This is a genomic window from Paraburkholderia phenoliruptrix (assembly GCF_047325075.1).
GTDB classification, from domain to species: domain Bacteria; phylum Pseudomonadota; class Gammaproteobacteria; order Burkholderiales; family Burkholderiaceae; genus Paraburkholderia; species Paraburkholderia phenoliruptrix.
In genome coordinates this window covers 1,988,163-2,011,642 of sequence record NZ_CP168531.1, presented here as the reverse complement: position 1 = coordinate 2,011,642, position 23,480 = coordinate 1,988,163, and the positions used below count along the sequence as shown (strand labels likewise).

Below are 23,480 nucleotides of genomic sequence, written 5' to 3'. Positions count from 1 at the left end.
TTTTTTATGACTGGCTTGACCAACCACGCCAATGTGCGCTCTAATGTTTTCAAAATTGGACTGGCCAGTTCGCGACGCCTCGCGGACGCGGCAAATGACACAGTCCCAAACACATTGGAGACGCGAGTGACAGACAGCGGCATGCAGCCGGCGGCGGGCCTTGCGCGTGAGCGACCTGCGACCCGGGAAATCCTGCAGCTCAAGGGCGTGGGCAAGCGCTTCCCCGGAGTCGTCGCGCTCGACGGCATCGACCTCGACCTGCGCTCGGGCGAAGTCCACGCCGTCTGCGGAGAAAATGGCGCCGGCAAATCGACGCTGATGAAAATCATCAGCGGCCAATACCGCGCGGACGACGGCGTCATGTCCTACGACGGCGAGCCGGTGCAGTTCTCCTCGACTTCGGAAGCGCAGGCCGCCGGCATCGCGATCATTCACCAGGAGCTGAACCTGGTGCCGCACCTGTCGGTCGCGGAGAACATCTACCTTGCGCGCGAACCCAGGCGCGGCCCGTTCGTCGACTACCGCACGCTGAACGCCAACGCCGAGCGCTGTCTGCAACGCATCGGGCTCCATGTGGCGCCCACCACGCTGGTCGGCGCGCTCTCCATTGCGCAGCAGCAGATGGTCGAGATCGCCAAAGCGCTCTCGCTCGACGCGCGCGTGCTGATCATGGATGAACCCACGTCGTCGCTGACGGAATCGGAAACCGTGCAGTTGTTCCGCATCATCCGCGAACTACGCGCCGACGGCGTGGCGATTCTTTACATTTCTCACCGGCTCGACGAGATGGCCGAAATCGTGGACCGCGTGACGGTGCTGCGCGACGGCCGCCATATCGCAACCAGCGATTTCGCCGCCACCACGATCAACGAAATCGTCGCGCGAATGGTGGGACGTTCTCTCGACGATGCCTACCCGCCGCGCGCGTCCGTGCCCACGGACCACGTGCTGCTGCGCGTGCGCGACCTGCAACGATCCGGCAGCTTCGGCCCCGTTTCGTTCGACCTGCGCAAGGGCGAGATTCTCGGCTTCGCGGGTTTGATGGGCGCGGGACGCACCGAAGTCGCCCGCGCGATCTTCGGCGCGGAGCGGCCCGACTCCGGCTCGATCCTGCTCGGCGACACGCCCGTTCACATCGGCTCGCCGCGCGAAGCCATTCGCCACGGCATTGCCTATCTGTCCGAAGACCGCAAGAAAGACGGCCTCGCCCTTTCGATGCCCGTGTCGGCCAACATCACGCTCGCCAACGTCCGCGCCATCGCTTCGCGCGGCTTTCTGCGCTTTTCCGAAGAGACGGCCATCGCCGAGCGCTACGTGCGCGAACTCGGCATCCGCACGCCGACGGTCCGGCAGATCGCGCGGAATCTGTCAGGCGGAAATCAGCAGAAGATCGTCATCAGCAAATGGTTGTACCGCGGCTCGCGCATTCTGTTTTTCGACGAGCCGACGCGCGGCATCGACGTCGGCGCCAAATACGCGATCTACGGGCTGATGGACCGCCTCGCCGCCGATGGTGTCGGCGTGGTGCTGATCAGCTCTGAATTGCCGGAGCTGCTCGGCATGACCGATCGTATCGCCGTCTTTCACGAGGGGCGCATCACCGCGGTCCTCGAAACCGGCAAGACCAGTCAGGAGGAAATCCTGCACCACGCATCAGGGAGAAGTCATGCTTGAAATCGCATCCGGCCGCACGCAAGCCGTCGACAAACAGGCACGGCAGCGGCGCCGCGACCTGATTCAGAAATTCGCCGCGCTCGGCAGCCTCGTCGTGCTGATCGCCGCCTTTTCGCTGACGAGCGCCGCGTTTTTCTCGGTCGGCAATCTGATGACAGTCGCGCTTCAGGTCACCTCCATCGCGTATCTCGGCGTGGCCGCGACGTGCGTCATCATCACGGGCGGCATCGACCTTTCCGTCGGTTCGGTGCTGGCGCTCTCGGGCGTCGCGGCCGCGCTGCTCACCAAGGCCGGCGTGCCCGTGCCGCTCGCGATGCTCGGCGGCATGCTGGTCGGCGCCGCGTGCGGATGGGTCAACGGCATCTGCGTGACGCGCATGGGTTTGCCGCCGTTCATCGCCACCCTGGGCATGATGCTGGTCGCCCGCGGTCTTGCGCTGCAGATCACCGGCGCACGACCGGTCTCCGGTCTCGGCGACGCCTTCGGCGAACTCGGCAACGGCGCGCTCTTCAGAATCTCGCATATCGGCCCGGACGGCTTTCCAGACACGGTATTCCCTGGGATTCCTTACCCTGTCGTGATCATGGTGGTGCTGTTCGCGGCGGTCTCCGTGCTGCTCTCGCGAACCTCGCTTGGCCGTCACATCTACGCGGTCGGATCGAATGCGGAAGCCGCGCGGCTCTCGGGCGTCAATGTGCCGGGCGTCAAGCTCTTCACCTACGTCCTGTCCGGTCTGCTTGCGGGCGCCACCGGCTGCGTGCTGATGTCGCGCCTCGTCACCGCGCAGCCGAATGAGGGCGTGATGTACGAGCTCGACGCCATCGCCAGTGCGGTCATCGGCGGCACCTCGCTGATGGGCGGCGTCGGCACGATCTCGGGCACGGCCATCGGCGCATTCGTGATCGGCGTGCTGCGCAACGGCCTGAACATGAACGGCGTATCGAGCTTTATCCAGCAGATCATCATCGGCGTCGTCATTCTCGGCACCGTGTGGATCGATCAACTCCGCAACCGGAAGTTGTAATCAGAAGACGAAGTCCCAACCACAATGAAGGAGCGAGACATGAAAAAACTATCCATGCTGGCTGCGGCCGCAGCGATGTGTGCGATGTTCAGCGCGTACGCGCAGGCGGCAGGCGGCGAAATTGCCGTGATCGTGAAGACCGCGAACTCCAACTACTGGCAGAACGTCCAGAAAGGCGCCACTGCCGCGATGGCCGATGCGAAGGGCTACACGATGACCTTTCAGGGCCCGGCCGCGGAATCCGCAATCGCAGACGAAGTGAACATGGTCGAGAATGCGGTGAACCGGCATGTCGCGGGCATCGTCCTCGCGCCGTCCGACCCCGACGCGCTCGTGCCGGCCATGAAGAAAGCGTGGGAAGCGCATATCCCGGTCGTGCTCATCGACTCGGCGGTGTCCGAGTCCGGTAAGCAGTACTACCAGTCGTTCCTGTCGACGGACAACGCGAAAGCCGGCGAACTCTGCGCGCAGGCGATGATCGACCGCGTCGGCCAGACCGGCAAGGTCGCGATCATGTCGTACGTGCCGGGCGCCGGTTCGGAAATCGGCCGCGTCGGCGGCTTCCGCAAGTACATTGCCGCGCATTCGAAGCTGCAACTGGTGGGTCCGTTCTACTCGCAGTCGCAAATGGCGACCGCGCTCAACCAGACCACCGACGTACTGTCGGCCAACCCCGACCTGAAGGGCATTTTCGGCGCCAACGAACCCACCGCGGTCGGAATGGGTCGCGCGCTCCAGCAGTCAGGCAAAGGCGGCAAGGTGGTGGCCATCGGCTTCGACGGCAACCAGGACCTGCAAGGCTTCGTGCGCGACGGCACGATCCAGGCCATCGCCGTGCAAAGCTCTTACCAGATGGGCTACAAGGGCATCCAGACACTCGTCAGCGTGATCGAGCACAAGCCGGTGTCGAAGCAGGTGGACACGGGTGTCATGATGGTCGAGAAGAAGAACCTCGACTCAACGGAAGCCAGGAATGTTCTCTACTGATACTGATTAACGCCCCGGCGCGGCGGCTGTCTGACGAGCCGTCGGCCGATCGAGAAGCTCAATAAAGAGGATCCCTGAATGCTTAGCGTCATTTGCGAATCGCCCGGCGTGCTGCGCCACGAAGACCGCCAGCTGCCTCGCCGCGCGCAAGGCGAGGTACTGCTGCGGGTCAGCCGCGTCGGTATCTGCGGCACGGACATGCACATCTACTCGGGGAACCAGCCCTACCTGCAATATCCGCGCGTCATGGGGCACGAGTTGTCGGCCATCGTCGCCGAAGCCGATCCGGGCGCGCATGTCGCGGCCGGCGACCCGGTCTATGTCATGCCCTATCTGTCGTGCGGAACGTGCATTGCATGCCGGCAGGGTAAGACCAACTGCTGCGTCAATATCAAGGTGCTCGGCGTGCATCGCGACGGCGCGCTCGCGGAATATCTGTCGGTCCCGGCGCAGTTCGTGCACAAGGCCGATGGCGTAACGCTCGATCAGGCCGCGATGCTCGAGTTCCTCGCTATCGGCGCGCACGCGGTTCGCCGTGCCGACGTGTCGGCCGGGCAGCGCGTGCTGGTCGTAGGCGCGGGGCCGATCGGCATGGCGGCCATGCTGTTCGCGAACCTGCGCGGCGCGCGCGTCACCTGCCTCGACACGCGCGCCGACCGTCTCGCGTTCAGCCGCGAGCACCTTGCGGTTGCCGCGGTGCAGATCGGGCCGCATGACGTGGACGAGCTGTCGGCCATCACCAACGGCGAATTTTTCGACGTCGTGTTCGACGCGACGGGAAACGTCAAAGCAATGAACCGCGGCTTCGAGTTCATTGCGCACGGCGGCAAATACGTGCTGATTTCAATCGTGCCCGGCGAGATCAGCTTCTCCGATCCGGAGTTTCACAAGCGCGAAGCGACGCTGCTCGGCAGCCGCAACGCCACCGCCGAAGACTTCGAGACGGTGCTTGACGCGATGCGCGCGGGGCATATTCCGGACAAGGCGCTCAACACTCACCGCATGCGCCTGTCCGACGTGCCCACGGAGTTCCCGAAGCTGATGGAGCCGGGACAGACCGTCGTCAAGGCGCTGGTGGAATGCTGAGCGGACCTGCTGGAATCGTTCGAGATGAGTGAACCCATTCTTCAATTCGGCACCAGCCGGTTTTTGCAGGCCCATGTCGCACTGTTCGTTGCGCAGGCGCTCGGTCGCGGCGAAGCAATCGGCGGCATCAGTGTCGTGCAGACAACCGGCAACCCGGCCAGCGAGGCGCGCATCGCCGCGCTCGCGCAGGCGGGCAGCTATCCGGTGAGAATCCGCGGCAGGGAAAACGGCGCGGTCGTCGACACGGTGGTTCAATGCGGCGCGGTGCGCGCCGCCTGGGTCGCAAAGCGCGACTGGGCTGCGATCCGGCACGCGGTCATTCACGACGTGCGCGTGATCGTATCGAATACCGGCGATGCGGGCTATCGGCTCGACGAGCGCGACTCGCCCGCCGTCCTCGCGCTTCATGACGAGGCGCCGCACAGCTATCCTGCCAAGCTGCTCGCGCTCCTTCATGCACGGTGGCGCGAGCGGCCCGGTGCAGGCGTGTCGATCTTTCCCTGCGAGCTCGTCGCGAGCAACGGCGACACGCTGCGCGATCTGGTCATCGGCCTCGCGCAACGGTGGGCGCAGCCCGTGCCATTCATCGCCTATCTGTCGCAGCAGTGCGTGTGGGTCAACTCGCTCGTCGACCGGATCGTTTCCGAACCGATCGAACCGGTGGGCGCCGTCGCCGAACCGTATGCGCTGTGGGCGATCGAGCGGCGTCCCGGCATGGAGCTGCCGTGTACGCACGACGACATCGTCGTGACCGACGACCTGCGCAGCTATGAACAACTCAAGCTGTTCTTTCTGAATCTCGGACACACGTGGCTCGCCGACCAATGGCTCGCACAGCGCCGAAACGCCGAGGAGACGGTGTTCGACGCAATGAACGACGCCGCGCTGCGTGCGGGCATCGAGGCGGTGTGGGAGCAGGAGGTGTTGCCCGTCTTCACTGCGATGGGTCTGGGCGATCGCGCCGAGCAGTACCTCGCGAGCGTGCGGGAACGGTTGCTGAACCCTTATCTCGATCACCGCATCGCCGATATCGCCCAAAACCACGTGGAAAAAGTGCGGCGGCGAATCGCCCCGCTGATCGCGTTGGCCGATTCGCTCGCGGTCGCGCCTCATCAGACGCGCCTGCGCGAAACCCTGGCGCGCCATGGACTGGCACCCGCAGCGCAAGCAGCGGCATCGTGAAAGGCCGCTGCGCGCGTCACGTGGGCGGGCACAGGTAACGCCATTCGAATCCGCTGCCCGAGCGCCCCACCTTGCCTGCGGACGTCTCGGGAAAATGCGCCGCGAAAACGGTCGCGTCGGTGTGTGCCGCGTGATCGAGCAGCCAAAGCCGCGATTCGCGAGCCTGCGCGGCATCGGTGCAGAACACCGAGCTCCAGTCCGGCCGATGCACCTGCAGTGGGCTGTGCATCACGTCGCCGGAAAAGAGCGCCGTTTCGCCGCGTGAGCGAATCTCGACGGCCATGTGCCCCATACTGTGCCCAAACGTCGGCAGGAATCGAATGCCGTCGAGAATCTGTTCGCCTGCATCGCTCACCGCACGGCCCTGCCCCGCTTCAATGACGGGAAGCACGCTGTCTTCGAACACCATGCGCCGCGGCTCGCCTTCCGGCATGGCAAAAAAGTCGCACTCACGCTGACCGAATACGTAGGTCGCGTTGGAGAAGACCGGCATCCAGCGACCGTCCTGCCAATGCGTGTTCCAACCGACGTGATCGACGTGCAGGTGCGTGAGCAGCACATAGTCGACCTGTTCCGGTCGAAAGCCGGCCGCGGCAAAACGCTCCAGCACGGGATTGTCGAGCTGATGGAACAGTTCGCTGAACGGCCGGGACTTGCGGTTGCCGATGCCCGTATCCACGACGATGGTGTGCGCATCGATCTGCACTACCCATAGATGCGTGCGCAACGGTATGCGCCGGTTCGTCAGATCGAGGCTCGCGGTGCCGAAGCGTTCTTTGAGCGCGCGAACGCCGTTTTCATCCCACGCGGGGAAGAGCCGCTCAGGCGCGAGCGCGAAGCCGGTTTCGTCGACGCGGGTGATGGTCGCCGCGCCGACACGATAGACGGGTGCAGTGCATTTCGCCGGCATGATGGTTCTCCAGGAGTCATTGAGCGTCGGCAACCGGCACTCGCCGCATGGCTACGGTATAGAGCATCGCGCTCACGAGCGCGGAGATGCCGCCGACGAGCGCAAGTGCCAGTCCCAGGCTTTCGCCAGTGTGCCCCAAACGCTCATTCAGATAGCCGACAGACAGCGGACCGACACCGCCGCTGATCGCATTGGTCATGAAGACGAGCAGCGCCAGCGAGCGGCCGCGCATGCGGTTCGGCATGGCGATCTGCAGCGGCACGGGTGCCAGTCCCATGGCGATGCTGGCCGTGAATGCGCTCACGCCGTAGAGCAGCACAGCCACCGTGCTGTCGCCCACCAGCGGCATGGCAATGGCCGCCGGCACCAATAGTGCAACAGCGCCCGCCGAAAAGCCCAGCACGCGGCGCAGCGCGGTTTCGTCCGTGACGCGTGTCGCCAGCATGCCCGCACATGCGACCCCCAGCATGCCGCCGATCATGTACGCGGGCGCCGCCATCTGGCCGACCACGCCCGGAGCGAGGTGGAAGCGGCGCATCAGCAGCGTGGGAAACCATGCGGAGTGCGAATAGAAGAGCGTAATGAGCGCCACGTAGGCGGCAAAATACGCGAGACAGAAGCGGTTATGCACGAACAACGCCAGCAGCACGTCCTTGAACGACGGCATGGCGTCCTGCGCGTGTCCTGCATGCGCCGCGATTTCGCGCCGCGCCGGCTCACGCACCGTGAGCGCAACGAGCGCGGCCAACGCCAGACCGGGCAGACCCACGGCGATGAACACTGCTTGCCATGGCGCGATACCGTGCGCGGCCAGCCAGGCATGACTGCCGCCCACCGCCGTCGCGGACAGCAGCATGCCGCCGCCGAACAAGGCCAGGCCACCGCCCACATAGGGGCCGAGCATAAAGGCGCTGCTTGCGCGCGCAACGCGGCGCGGCGCGAAGAGATCGCTGAAAATCGACAACGCGGCGGGACTCAATGCGGCTTCGGCAATGGCCGTGCCGGCACGTGCGAGCAGCAACTCGGAAAAGTTGCTGGCGAACCCGCAGGCCGTGGTGGAGATTGCCCAGATCGCGATGCAGGCGGCGATCAACTTCACGCGATTCGCGCGATCGACGAGCCGTGCCACGAACACGCCTGCTGTCGCATAGCACATCGTGAACGAGAAGCCTTGCAGCAGGCCGATTTGCGTATCGGTGAGCCCAAGCGACTGCTTGATGGGCGGCACGAGAATGCTGACGACCTGCCGGTCGAGATACGAGAACGCAAAGCAGATAAAAAACAGCAGCACGATGTAGACGGAATAGCCGGCATTCTCGCTGAACGTACTTCCAGCTATGTCATCGGCCGGCTCCGCCGAACAGGTTTGGGCGCTCATCTTTCGTCTCCGTATCCTTTAGTGGGTGTTCAGATTCCGCTTCGCTGCGCGGCTGCCTCGCGGCACAGCTCAATCGATATTCGCTTGCGAAGCCAGCAGCGCAATGCAGTCGCCCGGCTCCACGCGGGCAAATGTGCGCATGCACATTACCGTGCCGTCGCCGCGAAATGCGATCTCCTGCGGCGGCTGCCACGGACGATGCGGATCGAAGAGGCGCCCGGCCAACTGACCGGCGCGCACCTCGTCGCCTAATGCGAACATGGGCTCGAACACGCCGGCGTGCGGCGAGTACACATAGTGGTGCGCGCCTTCTACGCGCAGAAAACGTGTGCGCTGCGCGCGAGGGGCCGTGTGCCCGTCGGGCGTCATGCCGAGCCGGTGCAGCACCCGCTGCAAGCCGGCCTCGACGATCGCGAGGTTGGCGGCATCGCAGCCCGCATGGCCGCCGAACTCTCCGCACAGAAAAAGCTTGCCGTGGCGCTCGGCTGCCGCGGCGAAGGTCCGGTCCTCGCCGAGCAGATCCATGATCATGGTGTTCGGCGCGCCGAACTCGCGAACCAGGTCCATGTAGAGCGCCCGTCGTGCTCCGCGTTGTTCTCCTTGATCCGGCGGCGAGGCGAGCAGCGTCGGCAGATGATCGAACGAAGCGCCGCCGGCGTGAAGGTCGATCACGACATCGGCGCGCGGCAGCAGTTCGGTTTCCACGTAGTGCGCAATCATCTCCGTCGGCTGGCCGTTGCGTGCGCCGGGAAACAGGCGGTTCAGATTGCCGCGATCGATCGGCGACGTGCGCGAACCGTTGATGAACGCCGGAAAGTTAAGACCCGGAATCACAATCAGGCGGCCCCGTATCGTCAGCGAAGGCAGCCGCTGCAGCAGTTTCATCAGCGCGACAGGACCTTCGTATTCGTCGCCGTGGTTGCCGCCCGTCAGGAGGACGGTGGGCCCGGTCCCGGCGCCTGCGTGATGTACCGCTACTGGAATCGGAATATGGCCGTAGGCGGAACGATCGTGCGACCACGGCAAGCGCAGCGTCCCGGTCTGAAAACCGACGCGCTCGAAGTCGATGTCCGTGGCGATGAGTGAGGCGGAAGTGGTCATGGCGGCACACGTGAAGGGAAAGTTGTCTTCACTATCGCTGACGCCGGACGGCGGCGCCAATGCCGATTTCTGCCGCGGCTGATGCCTCGCAGGCATCGCACTGGAATGCGCCGCCCGCTACCTCAGTTGCTCGACGAAACGCGCGAGCGCGGGGTTCGCATCTGCCGACGCAAAGCAGAATTCGAGCGGCAGCGGCACCGACAGATCGCGCAACTCGACAAAACGCACACGTGCCGGCGGCCGATAGCGGTTCGCAGCATTGACGATGGCGGCGCCCATGCCCGCGGAAACCAGCGAGAGAATCGCGGTTTCCGTCGACGCCTCCTGACGGATATCGAGTGTCAGCCCGCGCTCGGCACACGCCGATAGCAGACGGTCGTAGTAAGCCGGATAAATGCGGCGCGGAAACGCAATGAATGGCCTGCCCGCGAGTTCGCTCGTCATCACGGCGCCTGTCGCGCCGAGCGGCCATGCTTGCGGCACGGCCAGCACGACGTTCTGCTCGAGCACCGGAATGCTTGCGAGCCCCTGCGGCAAGGTGCCGAGACGGTAGCAGAAGCCACCGTCGAGCTGTCCCGCTGCAATCGCCTCGAACTGCTCGGGCGAATTCATCGGCGTCAGTTCGAGCGCGACGTGCGGCGAACTCTGCTCGAATGCGCTCAATGCATGCGAGACGACACCGATCCACGCTGCGTTTTCGACAAAGCCGATCCGCAAATGGCCATGCACGCCGGCCGCAATGCGCCGCGCGAGCCGGTTGGCCGCATCGACGCGTGTGAGGATATCCCGCGCCTGCGCAAGATACGCCGTGCCCGCCGCCGTCAACTTGAGGCCGCGTGGCGTGCGCTCGAACAACGCCGCGCCGACCGCGTCTTCGAGATCGTGGATCTGGCGGGAGATCGCCGGCTGCGTGACATGCAACTGCTCGGAGGCGGCCCGCACGCTGCGCAATTCGGCAACAGCAATGAAATAGCGAAGATGTCGAAGCTCCATGGTCGTTTCGCACAGGACAGGTCGTCGGCAATGATAGAGCAGGATGAAAAGAACAATGGCCGCACACCCTCGCGAGTCGCCGTTGCTGTTACGATAACGCGGACAACGGCACGCGAAAGAACCCCTCTATGCCACCCCGCAGCAGGTCACAATTGCCGCGCAGACCGCCCCTCGAAGTAATCCTTTCTGGAACTCGCTCGTGAACCTGCTTCAACGCAACAACGTCCGCGTAGCGGGAAACGGCCCGGCAACGATGATCTTCTCGCATGGCTTCGGCTGTGATCAGACCATGTGGCGCTACGTCGCGCCGACCTTCGAGGGACGCTACCGGACGGTGCTGTTCGATCTCGTCGGCAGCGGAGGATCGGACCTCGCGAGCTACGACTACCAGAAGTATGGATCGCTGCACGGCTACGCCTCGGACGTACTGCAGATCGTTGAAGCGTTCGCGACCGGCCCGGTGATCTTCATCGGACATTCGGTCAGCGCGACGATCGGCATGCTCGCCGCCATCGAGGCGCCGCAGCGCTTCGCGGCCAATGTGATGGTCGGCCCGTCGCCGTCTTTCATTAACGACGGCGACTACGTCGGCGGCTTTTCTCAGGCCGATATCGAAGACCTGCTGGAAATCGAGTCGTTTCTTCACGAGACCGGACTCTAGGGCATGCAACAGCCCGGCGCCGCGCCATGGAACGCTGCGGCCGCGTACGACCGGGCTCCCTGCGGCCTGCTCGTTGCAGCGGCGGGCGGCAAGATCGTCCATGTGAATCGAACCTTCTGCGGATGGCTGGGCTTGTCTACACCGGAGCTGGTCGAGACCCGCAGCTTTCAGGACCTGCTCACCGTCGGCGGCAAGATCTTTCTGCAGACCCACGTGATGCCGCTTTTGCAGATGCAACGGTCCGTCGCCGAAATCAAGCTCGATCTGCGCAACACGCACGGGCTTGTCGTTCCCATGCTCGTCAACATCTCTCGCGTCAATCGTGCGGGTTCGGAACTGGACGAGTTTGCCTGCATGATCATGAGCGACCGCCACAAGTACGAGCGCGAACTCGTCGTCGCGCGCAGGCGGCTCGAAGAATCGCTGAAGGCAAGAGAAGCCGCGGAACTCGCGCTCAGGGCGGCGGATCGTCGCAAAGACGAATTTCTCGCGATGCTCGCTCACGAGTTGCGCAATCCGCTTGGCGCAATGAGTACGGCCATCGCGCTTTTGCAACGGCAGCCATCCGGGGATACGGGCAAGGATGTACCGGTCGAACTGCTGGCCCGACAGTTGGCGCAGGCGTCGCGGCTGACGGACGACCTGCTCGACGCATCGCGAATCGCCGAAGGAAAGATCGAAGTCAAGAAAGCGCCTGTGGAAATCGGTGCGATCATGCATGAGGTGATTGAAAGTACGCGGGCGCGGCATTTCGAGTGTGGCGCGTCGCATGAAGTGGAGACCCGCATTCCGACCGAGCACATTTACGTTCACGCCGACCGGGTGCGGCTCGCGCAGATCACGCAGAATCTGCTCAACAATGCGCTTCGCTACACGCCTCCCGGCGGCAAGATCTGGCTCGCGGTCTCGCGGCAAGGCAACGAAGCGGTGATCACGGTACGCGACAACGGTATCGGCATTCCCGCAGAAGACTTGCCGACCATCTTCGACATGTTTGCCCAGGCGCCCTCGGGACGCGGGCGCCTCGTGGGAGGCCTCGGGGTGGGACTCGCGCTCGTGCGCGCGCTGGTCGAACTGCATCAGGGGCGCGTAACGGTTCACAGTTCCGGACCTGGCCAGGGGAGCACGTTCGAAGTCCGCTTGCCCGCCTTGCGTGACCCTCCGCAACCGTTAGGGGAGCCAACTAACCAGTCTCGCGCGCCGTGCTGGACTTCGCGCTGTGTGCTGGTCGTCGATGACAATGAGGGCGCGGCTTCCAGTCTCAGTACCTTGCTCGAGGTGGAAGGACACACAGTACGCATGGCAACGAGTGGGCTCGACGCGCTGCGCGCAGTGGACGACTTCGTTCCCGAAGCGGTGATTCTCGACCTGGGCTTGCCCGATATAGACGGAAGAGAAGTCGCGCGGCGCATCCGCGAGAACCACGGCTCGAACGTCGCGCTGATCGCGCTCACCGGCTGGTCGCCGGACAAGGATGCCGCCACGCGGCCGACCGACTTCGATGCCTACCTCGTGAAACCGGTCGACGTCGACGCGCTGCTGAGCGCGATCGAGCGGATATCCGCGCAATGAGCCCGGCCGCGAGGGAAAACCCCTAAGTCCCGCCGCCCCGCCCGCGCGCCCCGCCCCACATGGCTTTGCCCGCTTCGCGCTGCGAATCGTTAGCTTGACGATAACAAACGCTTGCCGAAGGTGATTGAAGCCCCTTCCCCGTTTCCTCTAGAGTCACGCTGTCGTGGACAAAGTGGCGTCCGGTATTCGCGAATGCTGCCTTGTCCGCACAACGCCGCCTCGCCAGAGGCCGATACAGCCCGTCAGCAGCACCTCGCGTGAAAGCCGGGTAAGACACTAAAGCAAGCGTCGACGACGGTCGACAGGAGACACGAGATGATCATCTACGGAACTGCGCTGCTCGCTTTCTGCCACCTTGCGGGACTCTTTCTGGGCGATCTGCTCGGAGCCGCGATCGGCGTGAAGACCAACGTCGGGGGCGTCGGTATCGCGATGCTGCTGCTGATCTTCCTGCGCCTCTATCTGCACGGCAAAGGACTGCTGCCGAAGGAAACGGAAGCCGGCGTGGGCTTCTGGGGCGCCATGTACATCCCCGTCGTCGTGGCGATGGCGGCCAACCAGAACGTCGTCGCCGCGCTCAAGGGCGGACCGGTCGCGCTGCTGTCGGCATTGGGCGCCGTGGCCTTATGTGCCGGCTGCATCGCGGTACTGTCGCGCACCGGCCGCGACAGCACATCGTTCATCAACGCCCCGCAACCCGAAGAGATCTGAACGAGGAGCCCGCCATGATCCCTATGCTCGACAAAGTACTGATACAGAACGGCCTCGTCACCGCGTTTGCGCTCGTGGGACTCATCATGTGGGTCTCGTCGCTGATCTCGCGCAAGCTCACGTTCGGCCGCGTGCACGGCTCGGCGATCGCCATTCTGATCGGCCTCGTGCTCGCCTATCTGGGCGGCGCCTTCACCGCGGGTCAAAAAGGCTTGGCCGACCTGCCGCTCTTTGCCGGCGTCGGACTGATGGGCGGCGCCATGCTGCGCGACTTCGCGATCGTCGCGACGGCCTTCGAGGTGCAGGCCACCGAAGCGCGCAAGGCGGGCCTTATCGGTGTGGTCTCGCTGCTGCTCGGCACGGTGCTGCCGTTTATCGTCGGCGCGAGCGTCGCTCACGCGTTCGGCTATACCGATGCGGTCAGCATGACGACCATCGGCGCGGGCGCGGTCACCTACATTGTCGGTCCGGTGACGGGTGCTGCGATCGGCGCGAGTTCCGACGTCATCGCGCTCAGCATTGCGACCGGTCTCATCAAGGCGATCATCGTGATGATCGGCACGCCGCTCGCAGCGAATTTCATGGGCCTGAAGACGCCGCGCTCGGCGATGATTTTCGGCGGCCTCGCGGGCACCGTCAGCGGTGTGAGCGCGGGACTCGCCGCCACCGACCGGCGGCTCGTTCCGTACGGTGCGTTGATCGCCACGTTTCACACGGGCGTGGGCTGCCTGCTCGGACCTTCGCTGCTGTTCTTCACGACGCGCGCGCTGGTAGGCGCCTGAGCCGCCAGCAAGCGGCTCGCGTACCGTGCCGCTCGCGGCGCAACGGGCTCACCTCTCGTCGCGAGTGCGCAGGCGGCACACGGCCATGAGCGCAAGCAGGTTCGGGTCGCGCTCGCGCGCCCTCAGGAAGCTGACGCCGATGGTCTGGCGCATCATGTAATGCGGTTTGAGCGGGATGAACTGCACCTTGTCGCCGAACACGCCGCACACGCGGCCCGGCAACAAGGTGTAGCCGACGCCTGCGCTCACGAGGTTCATCAGCGAGTAGATGTCGCCGACTCGCATGGTCACGTTGGGCGTGAAGTCCGCGACGCGAAACGCCTCCTGAAAGCCGTGATAGGTCGCAAAGCCCTCGCCGAGCGAGACGAAGGTTTCGTCGCGGCAGTCGCGCAGGTCGACGGCTTCCAGGTTGGCGTACGGCGAATTCGCGGGCGCCGCGAAGAAGATGTCGTCTTCGAAAAGCGGAATGGATTCGATCTCGGGCTCGGCATCGGGCAACGCCATCAGCGCGGCGTCGATTGCGCCCTGCTTCAGCTTCTCGATCAATTCGGCGTTCGGACCGAGCACGAGTTCCACCTGAAGCGTGGGCCGCCGCACCTTGATGTCGACGACAATGCCAGGCACGGTCCTGATGGTGAGCGAATACAGCGAGCCGATTTTCAGCCGGTCCGACGAATAGCCCGCCGCTTCGCGCGTCGCGCGAATGCCGTCGGACATGAGCGTGAGGACTTCTCCGGCGACGTCCGCGAGCATTTGCGCGGCGTCGGTCGACCTGAGATTGCGGCCTTCATGGCGAAACAATGCGCAGCGCACGCCCTGTTCGAGCGAATGCAGCGCGCGGTGCACGCTCACCGTGCTCACGTTCAGCACCTCGGCCGCCTTGGCGAGGCTGCCGGTCTGCATGAAGGCGAGCAGCACTTCCAGCTTGCGGAAGGTAATTTCGTCGTCGATTCGGTCGCGCATGGGGAGCTGGGGAACGGTCGGAACCCTTCATTATCAGCTCGTGCGCGCCCGCGGCAAATAGCGTTAATCCCCGACGCCCGGGGGCGAGGCAGCCCGTGCGCCGCTTCTCCGACGCTCGCTCGCGTGCGCCGACTTGGCCAAATTGCGCCGGCTACGCCGCCTCAGTGGCGATGATGCTGATGGCGCTGCCAATGCCAGACAGGTGTCAGGTCCAGTTGACGCAGCAATTGCCTGCGGCGATATTCCCGCCGATAGTGGCCGACCGCGAAGATAATGCCGATCACGAGGACGGCGAGACCCATCACGACGCTTACCAGTTCTTCGTCCATGGCTACCTTTCTCGTCAATATTTCGATGCAACGATGACAGGTTCGCGGCTTAGCGTTTGCGCGCCACCGCGTTGAGCATTGAATGCCCTGCGCCGGTGACATGCAGGCGCTGGTGTCCGGAAGCGAGTTCTTCGAGTGCGACGAGCTGGCGTTCAAGCAATGTGTCGAGCTCCTCGCGACACATATCGATCTGATCCGGAGCCGCCTTGACGAGCATGAGGGTGGCGAACTCCTTTGGGCTTAGCATAGTTGTCTCTCACAGTGTTTTATTCGTCCACACGGAAGCACGAATTACCGCCCGATACCCGCAAACGGGTAAAGACCAGCAATTGTTTCCGCTTCATTTTGATTATCGGGGCCGCGACGCCTCGGAGTGTTAATTGTAAACTGAAAAAGTCCGATTACGGCGAATGAATAAATGCATTGGCGCGCAGGCGCGATAGATGCGGATTAAACATATCATATGCGCCTCGCGAACGCACCGTGTCTGGGGCGAGAGCCGCCCATTACCTATGAGGAAAAGCGCGCTCGATGGGTCCCGACTCATTAGCTTGCGGAATCACGGTGTTTAAATATGCAGCAGCGATTTATGTGTGAATTTATTAATCGCTGATTAATTCGCATTTATGCAACCGCCATTTATTATACGTTTTTATGACCGGCAATTAGCTGGCATATTCGCATGACACCGGTATTACATTTTCTCTGGACAGGCTGATTTGCCGCCCTCGTTACTTCGCGGTATACCGTTGCGCGTTATCTGGCCGCCGCGCCGCGCCGGCGTGAACGCGCGGGGCGCCACGGGCCACGCAGGCGAGCCGGTCGTGGATTGGCTGCATGCCGTTGTTGCACGGCGCCCTCGGTTTCAGCAGCCGCCAGGGCGATGCCGGCCTCGCGCTCGTCGTTGAACCCGCGGCCTGGACCGATCGCGCGCAGCAGGGTTTGCAGTTTCTTCGTCATCACGGCAAGGTTCCTCGTCAGCGACGCTCAGGCCGCGTTTAGCCGCGCGAGCTCCGTATCGATCAGAAGCTTCTTCAACTCCGGCACACACGAACCGCAGTTGCCGCCCGCCTTCAAACACGCGGTGATCTCGGCAGCGGTCTTGAGGCCCTGGTCGCGAATCGCCGTGCAAATCGTGTTGCGCCCCACGCCGAAACACGAACAGACCGTCGGCCCCGTATCGGCGCCCTTGCCGATCGGCTGGCCGGACAGCACGCCGATGCGGTCCGCTTCGTCGAGCCTGTCCTTCGCAAAGAGGCTCGCGAGCCATTCGCGCGCGGGCAGCTCGGGACGTGCCGAAAGAAACACGCAGTTCTCGATACGATCGTCGACCAGATGCACCGCGCGATAAATGCCCGCCGCGCGGTCCTCGTATTCGAGCCAGTCCGCCTGCGCGTCGTCGACGCCGAAGAGCGCGCGCGCCCAGGCGCCCCGTTCACCGCGCTCGCCGAGCGTAGTGCGGCCGGCAAGCTCGTAGCGCACGCACTGCTTGCCCTGCACGCGCGTCCAGTAGGTCACGCCGTCGAGCCGCGGCACGCGCCGGCTCAGCGAAAAGCCATGCCACGCGACATGAAACTTGTCGATCCGCACCGGCGTGTGCTTGAACTCGGGCTCGCCAGAAACCGGATCGACCACCGGATTCACCACGGCGCCCACGCGCGCGTCGGACGCAACCTGGTCGTTCCAGTGAATCGGCACGAACACGCTGCCGCGCGGCATGCCGCCGCCGTATTGCACGCGCGCCACCATCGCGCCCCAGCGGCTCGACACGCGCGCGAGGTCGCCTTCGCGCACGCCGCACAGCAACGCGTCCTGCGGGTGCATGTCGACGAATGCTTCGGTCACATGGCCCGCGAGTTTTTCCGATTTGCCCGTGCGGGTCATCGTATGCCACTGGTCGCGCACGCGGCCGGTGTTCAGCGTGAGCGGATAGTCGTCATCGGGCGCATGGGCCGGCGCGCGCGGCGGCGTGGCGATGAACCTTGCGCGGCCGTCCGCGTGACTGAAACGGCGGTCGTCGAAAAGACGCGCGGTGCCCGGCGCGGCTGCGCCGGCGCTCGCACGCACGGGCCACTGCACAGGCTGCAGGGACGCGTAGCCGTCGCTGCCGAGACCGACCAGCCCGGCGAGATTGAACGCACGATGGACGCCGCCGCTATGTCCCTCGCCCGATTGCGCGGCGGCCTCGCTGTCTTCGTTGCGCCATGCGCTGAGCCGCGCATGTTCGTCGAAGATTTCCTGCTGGCTCGCGAAGCCGAAGCCTGCATAGCCCATGCGCCGCGCCACGTCGCAAATGATTTGCCAGTCCGGGCGCGCCTCGCCCGGCGCCGGCAAAAAGGCGCGCTGGCGCGAAATTCTGCGCTCCGAATTCGTCACCGTGCCGTCCTTCTCGCCCCAGCCGAGCGCAGGCAGCAGGATATGCGCGAACGCATTGGTGTCCGTGCTCTCGACGATGTCGGAGCTGACCACGAGCTCGCAGCGCGCCAGCGCGCGCTTCGCCTGATCGCTGTCGGGCAGGCTCACCACCGGATTCGTGCCCATGATCCAGACCGCCTTGACGCGGCCCTGCTCGATGGCGTCGAACAGTTCGACGGCTTTGAGCCCCGCACGCGACGCCACCACGGGCGCGCCCCAGAACTGCTGAACCAGCTCGCGATGCCGCGCGTTGTCGAGCTCCAGGTGCGCGGCGAGCGTGTTGGCGAGGCCGCCGACCTCGCGCCCGCCCATCGCGTTGGGCTGTCCGGTGAACGAGAAGGGCCCCATGCCCGGCTTGCCGATACGCCCCGTCAGCAGATGGCAGTTAATGATGCTGTTGACCTTGTCGGTGCCCGAGCTCGACTGGTTGACGCCTTGCGAATAGACCGTGACCACGCGCTCGGTGCGGGCAAAGAGCCGGTAGAATTCGAGCAGATCGTGCGGGTCGACCTTGCACGCCTTCGCGCACTGCACGAGATCGAAGCCGGTCGCCGCGCCAGCGGAAGCAGCCGCCAGCGCCTCTGCATAACCGCTCGTATGCGAATCGACGAACTGCGTGTCGATCGCGCCGTGCTCGGCAAGAAAGCTGAGCAGCCCGTTAAAGAGCCGCACGTCGGTGCCCGCGCCGAGCGGCAGATGCAGATCCGCCATCTCGCAGGTCGCGGTGTAACGCGGGTCGATCACGACCACCTTCATGTCGGGCCGCGCTTCCTTGATCTTGACGATGCGCTGGAAGAGGATCGGATGACACCACGCGGTATTCGAACCGACCAGCACGACGAGATCGGCGAGTTCGAGATCTTCGTAGCACACCGGCACGATGTCTTCGCCGAAAGCACGCTTGTGCCCTGCTACGGACGACGACATGCATAGACGCGAATTCGTATCGATGTTCGCGCTGCCGACGTAGCCTTTCATCAGCTTGTTCGCGACGTAGTAGTCCTCGGTCAGCAACTGGCCCGACACATAGAGCGCGACGGCGTCCGGTCCATGTTCGTCGACGATCCGGCGCAAGCCGCCGGCGACCGCATCGAGTGCCTCGTCCCACGAGACGTCGCGCAACGCGCCGCCCGCGGGCTCGCGCATCTTCGGATGCAGGAGCCGTCCGTCCAGTCCGATGGTTTCGCCGAGCGCCGAGCCTTTCACGCACAGGCGGCCAAAATTCGCGGGATGCCGTTCGTCGCCGGCAATGTCATGGCCGCCGTCGGGACGCGCGCTCGCGCGCACGCCGCAGCCGACGCCGCAGTACGGGCAGGTGGTCCTGACAGCCTTGCCGCTGCCAGACGCGTTCGAAATTGCGATGGGGAAACTCACGGTGTGTTCCAGGTCAGGCAGCCTGCGTCTCGCAGAGGGCTTTGCCGAACAGCAAATGGCTGCGCAGCGATGAAATATCGGTCCGGTTCTGGATCAGTTCGAAGTACCAGGCACCTTCCTTCACGTCGCCATACAGCACCGCGCCGATCACGCGGTTATCCTCGATCACGAGGCGCTTGTAGACGCCGCGCCGCGGATCGCGCAGCACGAGGTCCTCACTCTGCGGCCCGCCGATGAAGTCGCCGGCCGAATACAGGTCGACGCCGGTCACCTTCAGCTTCGTCGCCGTCGCGCGCTGCACGTAGCGGCGATGCCCGGCGCCCGCGAGATGCGCGCCGCACACGCGCGCCTGGTCCCAGATCGGCGCGACGAGACCGAAGGTCGCCGTGCGGTGCTGCACGCATTCGCCGACCGCATACACGCGCGGATCGTAGGTCTGCAAGGTATCGTCGACGACAATCGCCCGTTCGCAATGCAGTCCCGCCTGTTTCGCGAGCTCGATGTTCGGGCGAACGCCGGCCGTCATCACGACGAGATCCGCCGGGATCTCGCTGCCGTCGTCGAAACGCACGGCGGTGACGCGATCCGGCCCGACGATTGCCGCGGTGTTCGCCTTCAGCAAAAACCGCAGACCCTTGCGCTCCAGCGCCTGTTGCAGCAACACAGAAGCGCTGCGGTCGAGCTGGCGCTCCATCAGGCTGTCCGTCACGTGCACGACCGTCACCGACATGCCCTGACGCATGAGCCCGTTTGCCGCTTCGAGACCCAGCAGGCCGCCGCCTATGACCACCGCATGACGATGGTTGCGCGCCGCCTCGAGCATCGTTTCGACATCCTGAATGTCGCGAAATGCAATCACGCCGGGCAGATCGTGTCCCGGCACAGGAATCAGGAACGGCTTAGATCCCGTGGCGATCAGCAAACGGTCATACGTCACCTCCACGCCGCTTTGCGAGCGCACGATGCGGCGCGGGCGGTCGATCGCGACCACGGGGTCGCCGGCATGCAGGCGAATGCCGTTTTCCTCGTACCAGTCGCGCGTATTGAGGATGATGTCCTCGACGGTCTTCTCGCCCGCCAGGACGGGTGAAAGCAGAATACGGTTGTAATTGCCGTAGGGCTCCGCGCCGAACACGGTGATCTCGTACAGGTCCGGCGCGAGCTTGAGCAACTCCTCGACGGTGCGCATGCCCGCCATGCCGTTGCCAATCACGACAAGGCGCGGGCGCGCAGGCGCGGCGAACGATGCGCCTCCCGACGAGCGCGCGTCGATGTCATGTCTCATGCGGCGACCCACACCTTGCCGCTTTCCACACGCACCGGATAGGCGCTCACCGAATTCTCGGGCGCTTCGAGGCACTCGCCGGTGCGCAGATCGAAATGATGCTTGTAGATCGGCGACGCGACCACGATGCGCTCGCCGAGGCTGCCGATCAGTCCGCGCGAGAGCACCGCCGCGCGCGAGCCCGGATCGAAGTTGTCGATGGCGAACACGCCGCCGTCGCCGTCCGCCACATGAAATACCGCCACCTGCTCGCCGTTGACGAGCGCGCACACGCCCGTATTCGGAATGATGTCGTCGAGCGCGCACACGGGCAGCCAGGATGCCGAAGTCCGATCGTTGTTCATGCTGGATTCCTCAGGTCAGGTGGATAAAGGTCAAGCGGTTTCGACTACCACGGGAATGGCGGCGAGCTTCGACTGGCGCTCTTCCGGTGTTGCCGGGCGAATCTGCCCGCGCTCCTCAACGAAGGCCACGGTGTTGTCGGCCTGGTCGCTGTTGACGAAGTGACGGAAACGCTTGCGGGTTTCCGGATCCGTCACCGCCTTCTTCCACTCGCATTCGTACGTGTCGATCACGCGCTGCATGTCGGCTTCGAGTTCCGCGGCGACTTCGAGCTTGTCGTGCACGACCACGTCCGTCAGGTACTGCAGCCCGCCTTCCAGACTTTCGCGCCACACGCTCGTGCGCTGCAGGCGGTCGGCGGTGCGCACATAGAACATCAGGAAGCGGTCGATATAGCGCACGAGCGTGTCCTTATCGAGGTCGGACGCGATCAGTTCCGCGTGGCGCGGCTTCATGCCGCCGTTGCCGCACACATAAAGATTCCAGCCCTTCTCCGTCGCAATGACACCGACGTCCTTGCCCTGCGCTTCAGCGCATTCGCGCGTGCAGCCCGACACGCCGAACTTGATCTTGTGCGGCGTGCGCAGACCCTTGTAGCGGTTTTCCAGTTCGACCGCGAGCCCGACCGAATCGCCGACGCCATAGCGGCACCATGTCGAGCCGACGCACGACTTCACCGTGCGCAGCGACTTGCCGTAGGCATGGCCCGATTCGAAGCCCGCCGCGATCAGCTCTTCCCAGATAAGCGGCAGCTGCTCGACACGCGCGCCGAACAGATCCACGCGCTGGCCGCCGGTGATCTTCGTGTAGAGGCCGTATTTCTTCGCGACCTGCGCGACGGCGATCAGGCCGTCGGGCGTCACCTCGCCGCCCGGCATGCGCGGCACCACGGAATAGGTGCCGTCACGCTGGATGTTCGCGAGGTAGTAGTCGTTCGTGTCCTGCAACGACGCGTGCTCTTTCTTCAGCACGAATTCGTTCCAGCACGACGCGAGAATGCTCGCCACCACCGGCTTGCAGATATCGCAACCGAGACCGTGGCCGTGCCGGGCGAGCAGTTCGCCGAAGCTGCGCACGCCTTCGACGCGCACGATGTGATACAGCTCCTGGCGCGAATACGCAAAATGCTCGCACACGTGATTGTTGACGGCGAGGCCCTGCTTCTTCATCTCGGCCTTCATGACCTGCGTGACGAGCGGCACGCAGCCGCCGCACGAGGTGCCCGCGCTCGTCGCGCACTTGAGCGCGCCGATGTCGGTCGCGCCGGCGCAGACCGCCGCGCACAGATCGCCCTTCGACACGTTGTTGCACGAGCAGATCTGCGCGGTGTCGGGCAGTGCGTCCACGCCGAGGCCCGGCTTTGCCTTGCCGTCGCTTTGCGGCAGGATCAGGAATTCGGGCGACTCGGGCAGCTCGATACCGTTGAGCATCATCTGCAGCAGCGTGCCGTATTCGCTGGCATCGCCGATCATCACGGCACCGAGCAGTTGCTTGCCGCATTCGGAGACCACGAGCTTCTTGTAGACCTGCTTGCGCTCGTCGCTGAACTGATAGGCGCGGCTGCCGGGCGTCGTGCCGTGCGCGTCGCCGATACTGGCGACGTCCACGCCCATCAGCTTGAGTTTGGTGCTCATGTCGGCGCCCGCGAAGCCGGCGTCGTCGCCGAGCAGATGCTTCGCCGCGACGCGCGCCATGTCGTAGCCCGGTGCCACGAGGCCGTAGATCATGCCGTTCCATGCCGCGCATTCGCCGATTGCGTAGATGTCCGGATCGCTCGTGCGGCAGTTCGCATCGATCGCGATGCCGCCGCGCGGACCGATTTCGAGGCCGCAGGCGCGCGCGAGTTCGTCGCGTGGACGAATGCCCGCGGAGAACACGATCATGTCCGTGTCGAGATGCGTGCCGTCCGCGAACTGCATGCGGTGCGTGCCCGCTTCGCCGTCGACAATCGCCGTGGTGTTTTTCTGCGTATGCACCGTCACGCCGAGTGCTTCGATCTTCGTGCGCAGCACGCGGCCGCCGCCTTCGTCGACCTGCACCGCCATCAGGCGCGGCGCGAACTCGACCACATGCGTCTGCAGGCCCATGTCGCGCAACGCCTTCGCGCATTCCAGACCGAGGAGGCCGCCGCCGACCACCGTGCCGGTCTTCGAGCGCGCGCCGCATTCCTGCATGGCTTCGAGGTCTTCGATAGTTCGGTAGACGAAGCAATCGCGGCGCTCGCGGCCTTGCACAGGCGGCACGAACGGCGACGAACCGGTCGCGATCACGAGCTTGTCGTACGAGAGCGTCTCGCCCGTGGAAAGCGCGACGGTGCGCGCATGGCGGTCGATCGAGACAGCCCTCGCGTTCAGCTTGAGCAGCACATTCTCACGCTCGAAAAAGCCCGGCGCGACAAGCGACAGGTCGTCCGCGGACTTGCCCGAAAAGAATTCGGACAGATGCACGCGGTCATACGCGGGGCGCGGCTCTTCGCACAGCACGGTGACATGCAGCGCGGCCCTCGGGTCGTCGACGAGACATTCGAGGAGCTTGTGCCCCACCATTCCGTGGCCGATGACGACAACGTTCATGACAGAGGCTTCATTCATTTGCGATGCGGTTTGCGACATGATGTGTCCGGCAATAAAAAAAGCGTCCCGCGGATGCAATCGCTGCTGCGACTGTATTCGGGGGACGCCGTTGTCCAAAACCAATGATCTGAGACAGAG

The 23,480-nt window shown here is 64.4% G+C and carries 20 protein-coding genes and 1 pseudogene; 9 read left to right on the top strand and 12 right to left on the bottom strand.

Annotation, left to right across the window (positions count from 1 at the left end; genetic code table 11):
* The first annotated feature begins 141 nt into the window (after window positions 1–141).
* The 5 genes from ACEN8U_RS21170 to ACEN8U_RS21150 all read left to right on the top strand — a co-directional run bounded on the left by ACEN8U_RS21170 (window position 142) and on the right by ACEN8U_RS21150 (window position 5,953).
* Window positions 142–1,674, top strand: coding sequence for a sugar ABC transporter ATP-binding protein (locus ACEN8U_RS21170; RefSeq protein WP_081588216.1), 1,533 nt, complete (start codon window positions 142–144; stop codon window positions 1,672–1,674).
* Window positions 1,667–2,698, top strand: coding sequence for an ABC transporter permease (locus ACEN8U_RS21165; protein WP_013588730.1), 1,032 nt, complete (start codon window positions 1,667–1,669; stop codon window positions 2,696–2,698). Before ACEN8U_RS21170 ends, ACEN8U_RS21165 begins: the two co-directional genes overlap by 8 nt.
* A gap of 39 nt (window positions 2,699–2,737) precedes the next feature.
* A complete protein-coding gene (locus tag ACEN8U_RS21160) occupies window positions 2,738–3,685 on the top strand; it encodes an ABC transporter substrate-binding protein (protein WP_013588731.1) in 948 nt (315 codons plus the stop codon).
* Window positions 3,686–3,763: 78 nt separating this feature from the next.
* Entirely contained in the window at window positions 3,764–4,771 is a 1,008-nt protein-coding gene (locus ACEN8U_RS21155) for a zinc-binding alcohol dehydrogenase family protein (protein ID WP_015002931.1), read from the top strand.
* A 24-nt stretch (window positions 4,772–4,795) separates the two neighbouring features.
* The gene (locus ACEN8U_RS21150; RefSeq protein ID WP_015002932.1) at window positions 4,796–5,953 is read left to right on the top strand and encodes a D-mannonate oxidoreductase; all 1,158 of its coding nucleotides are present in this window, start codon (window positions 4,796–4,798) and stop codon (window positions 5,951–5,953) included.
* 16 nt (window positions 5,954–5,969) lie between these two features.
* On the opposite strand, the gene ACEN8U_RS21145 is transcribed toward ACEN8U_RS21150, so the two are convergent.
* The 4 genes from ACEN8U_RS21145 to ACEN8U_RS21130 form a co-directional block, all read right to left on the bottom strand.
* A complete protein-coding gene (locus tag ACEN8U_RS21145; RefSeq protein ID WP_015002933.1) occupies window positions 5,970–6,863 on the bottom strand; it encodes an MBL fold metallo-hydrolase in 894 nt (297 codons plus the stop codon).
* A 16-nt stretch (window positions 6,864–6,879) separates the two neighbouring features.
* Entirely contained in the window at window positions 6,880–8,241 is a 1,362-nt protein-coding gene (locus ACEN8U_RS21140) for an MFS transporter (RefSeq protein ID WP_015002934.1), read from the bottom strand.
* A 69-nt stretch (window positions 8,242–8,310) separates the two neighbouring features.
* The gene (locus ACEN8U_RS21135) at window positions 8,311–9,342 is read right to left on the bottom strand and encodes a succinylglutamate desuccinylase/aspartoacylase family protein (RefSeq protein WP_041746254.1); all 1,032 of its coding nucleotides are present in this window, start codon (window positions 9,340–9,342) and stop codon (window positions 8,311–8,313) included.
* A gap of 117 nt (window positions 9,343–9,459) precedes the next feature.
* Window positions 9,460–10,335, bottom strand: coding sequence for a LysR family transcriptional regulator (locus tag ACEN8U_RS21130; RefSeq protein WP_015002936.1), 876 nt, complete (start codon window positions 10,333–10,335; stop codon window positions 9,460–9,462).
* 199 nt (window positions 10,336–10,534) lie between these two features.
* Here ACEN8U_RS21130 and ACEN8U_RS21125 point away from each other — a divergent pair.
* The 4 genes and pseudogenes from ACEN8U_RS21125 to madM all read left to right on the top strand — a co-directional run.
* A pseudogene (locus ACEN8U_RS21125) lies at window positions 10,535–10,963 on the top strand (alpha/beta fold hydrolase); the annotation flags it as partial.
* A 36-nt stretch (window positions 10,964–10,999) separates the two neighbouring features.
* Window positions 11,000–12,568 (top strand): hybrid sensor histidine kinase/response regulator, encoded by a 1,569-nt coding sequence (locus ACEN8U_RS21120; RefSeq protein WP_015002938.1) that lies wholly within the window; start codon window positions 11,000–11,002, stop codon window positions 12,566–12,568.
* A 315-nt stretch (window positions 12,569–12,883) separates the two neighbouring features.
* Window positions 12,884–13,279 (top strand): malonate transporter subunit MadL, encoded by a 396-nt coding sequence (madL, locus tag ACEN8U_RS21115; protein ID WP_015002939.1) that lies wholly within the window; start codon window positions 12,884–12,886, stop codon window positions 13,277–13,279.
* A 14-nt stretch (window positions 13,280–13,293) separates the two neighbouring features.
* Entirely contained in the window at window positions 13,294–14,061 is a 768-nt protein-coding gene (gene madM / locus ACEN8U_RS21110) for a malonate transporter subunit MadM (RefSeq protein ID WP_041745415.1), read from the top strand.
* 48 nt (window positions 14,062–14,109) lie between these two features.
* On the opposite strand, the gene ACEN8U_RS21105 is transcribed toward madM, so the two are convergent.
* From ACEN8U_RS21105 to nirB, 8 genes are all read right to left on the bottom strand, one after another.
* Window positions 14,110–15,024, bottom strand: a complete 915-nt coding sequence (locus ACEN8U_RS21105; protein WP_015002941.1) for a LysR family transcriptional regulator — start codon at window positions 15,022–15,024, stop codon at window positions 14,110–14,112.
* A 161-nt stretch (window positions 15,025–15,185) separates the two neighbouring features.
* Window positions 15,186–15,353, bottom strand: a complete 168-nt coding sequence (locus tag ACEN8U_RS21100; protein ID WP_013588743.1) for a hypothetical protein — start codon at window positions 15,351–15,353, stop codon at window positions 15,186–15,188.
* A 49-nt stretch (window positions 15,354–15,402) separates the two neighbouring features.
* A complete protein-coding gene (locus tag ACEN8U_RS21095; RefSeq protein ID WP_041745417.1) occupies window positions 15,403–15,600 on the bottom strand; it encodes a hypothetical protein in 198 nt (65 codons plus the stop codon).
* A 509-nt stretch (window positions 15,601–16,109) separates the two neighbouring features.
* Window positions 16,110–16,313: a hypothetical protein gene (locus ACEN8U_RS21090; protein ID WP_041745419.1), complete on the bottom strand. Its 204-nt coding sequence runs from the start codon at window positions 16,311–16,313 to the stop codon at window positions 16,110–16,112.
* 27 nt (window positions 16,314–16,340) lie between these two features.
* Window positions 16,341–19,142, bottom strand: coding sequence for a nitrate reductase (locus ACEN8U_RS21085; RefSeq protein ID WP_015002942.1), 2,802 nt, complete (start codon window positions 19,140–19,142; stop codon window positions 16,341–16,343).
* A 13-nt stretch (window positions 19,143–19,155) separates the two neighbouring features.
* Entirely contained in the window at window positions 19,156–20,427 is a 1,272-nt protein-coding gene (locus ACEN8U_RS21080; protein WP_015002943.1) for an NAD(P)/FAD-dependent oxidoreductase, read from the bottom strand.
* Window positions 20,424–20,771, bottom strand: a complete 348-nt coding sequence (gene nirD / locus ACEN8U_RS21075) for a nitrite reductase small subunit NirD (RefSeq protein WP_013588747.1) — start codon at window positions 20,769–20,771, stop codon at window positions 20,424–20,426. Before nirD ends, ACEN8U_RS21080 begins: the two co-directional genes overlap by 4 nt.
* Before the next feature lie 30 nt (window positions 20,772–20,801).
* On the bottom strand, window positions 20,802–23,342 hold the full coding sequence (nirB, locus tag ACEN8U_RS21070) for a nitrite reductase large subunit NirB (RefSeq protein ID WP_041746260.1): 2,541 nt from the start codon (window positions 23,340–23,342) through the stop codon (window positions 20,802–20,804).
* Between the last annotated feature and the right edge of the window lie 138 nt (window positions 23,343–23,480).

Bases quoted from the DNA above. Each gene is read 5' to 3' on its own strand.
- madL (WP_015002939.1), top strand. From the start codon at position 12,884: ATGATCATCTACGGAACTGCGCTGCTCGCTTTCTGCCACCTTGCGGGA.
- ACEN8U_RS21170 (WP_081588216.1), top strand. From the start codon at position 142: ATGCAGCCGGCGGCGGGCCTTGCGCGTGAGCGACCTGCGACCCGGGAA.
- madM (WP_041745415.1), top strand. From the start codon at position 13,294: ATGATCCCTATGCTCGACAAAGTACTGATACAGAACGGCCTCGTCACC.
- ACEN8U_RS21150 (WP_015002932.1), top strand. From the start codon at position 4,796: ATGAGTGAACCCATTCTTCAATTCGGCACCAGCCGGTTTTTGCAGGCC.
- ACEN8U_RS21120 (WP_015002938.1), top strand. From the start codon at position 11,000: ATGCAACAGCCCGGCGCCGCGCCATGGAACGCTGCGGCCGCGTACGAC.
- ACEN8U_RS21095 (WP_041745417.1), bottom strand. From the start codon at position 15,600: ATGCTAAGCCCAAAGGAGTTCGCCACCCTCATGCTCGTCAAGGCGGCT.
- ACEN8U_RS21080 (WP_015002943.1), bottom strand. From the start codon at position 20,427: ATGAGACATGACATCGACGCGCGCTCGTCGGGAGGCGCATCGTTCGCC.
- nirD (WP_013588747.1), bottom strand. From the start codon at position 20,771: ATGAACAACGATCGGACTTCGGCATCCTGGCTGCCCGTGTGCGCGCTC.
- ACEN8U_RS21090 (WP_041745419.1), bottom strand. From the start codon at position 16,313: ATGACGAAGAAACTGCAAACCCTGCTGCGCGCGATCGGTCCAGGCCGC.
- ACEN8U_RS21165 (WP_013588730.1), top strand. From the start codon at position 1,667: ATGCTTGAAATCGCATCCGGCCGCACGCAAGCCGTCGACAAACAGGCA.
- ACEN8U_RS21135 (WP_041746254.1), bottom strand. From the start codon at position 9,342: ATGACCACTTCCGCCTCACTCATCGCCACGGACATCGACTTCGAGCGC.
- nirB (WP_041746260.1), bottom strand. From the start codon at position 23,342: ATGAACGTTGTCGTCATCGGCCACGGAATGGTGGGGCACAAGCTCCTC.
- ACEN8U_RS21130 (WP_015002936.1), bottom strand. From the start codon at position 10,335: ATGGAGCTTCGACATCTTCGCTATTTCATTGCTGTTGCCGAATTGCGC.
- ACEN8U_RS21100 (WP_013588743.1), bottom strand. From the start codon at position 15,353: ATGGACGAAGAACTGGTAAGCGTCGTGATGGGTCTCGCCGTCCTCGTG.
- ACEN8U_RS21155 (WP_015002931.1), top strand. From the start codon at position 3,764: ATGCTTAGCGTCATTTGCGAATCGCCCGGCGTGCTGCGCCACGAAGAC.
- ACEN8U_RS21160 (WP_013588731.1), top strand. From the start codon at position 2,738: ATGAAAAAACTATCCATGCTGGCTGCGGCCGCAGCGATGTGTGCGATG.
- ACEN8U_RS21145 (WP_015002933.1), bottom strand. From the start codon at position 6,863: ATGCCGGCGAAATGCACTGCACCCGTCTATCGTGTCGGCGCGGCGACC.
- ACEN8U_RS21140 (WP_015002934.1), bottom strand. From the start codon at position 8,241: ATGAGCGCCCAAACCTGTTCGGCGGAGCCGGCCGATGACATAGCTGGA.
- ACEN8U_RS21105 (WP_015002941.1), bottom strand. From the start codon at position 15,024: ATGCGCGACCGAATCGACGACGAAATTACCTTCCGCAAGCTGGAAGTG.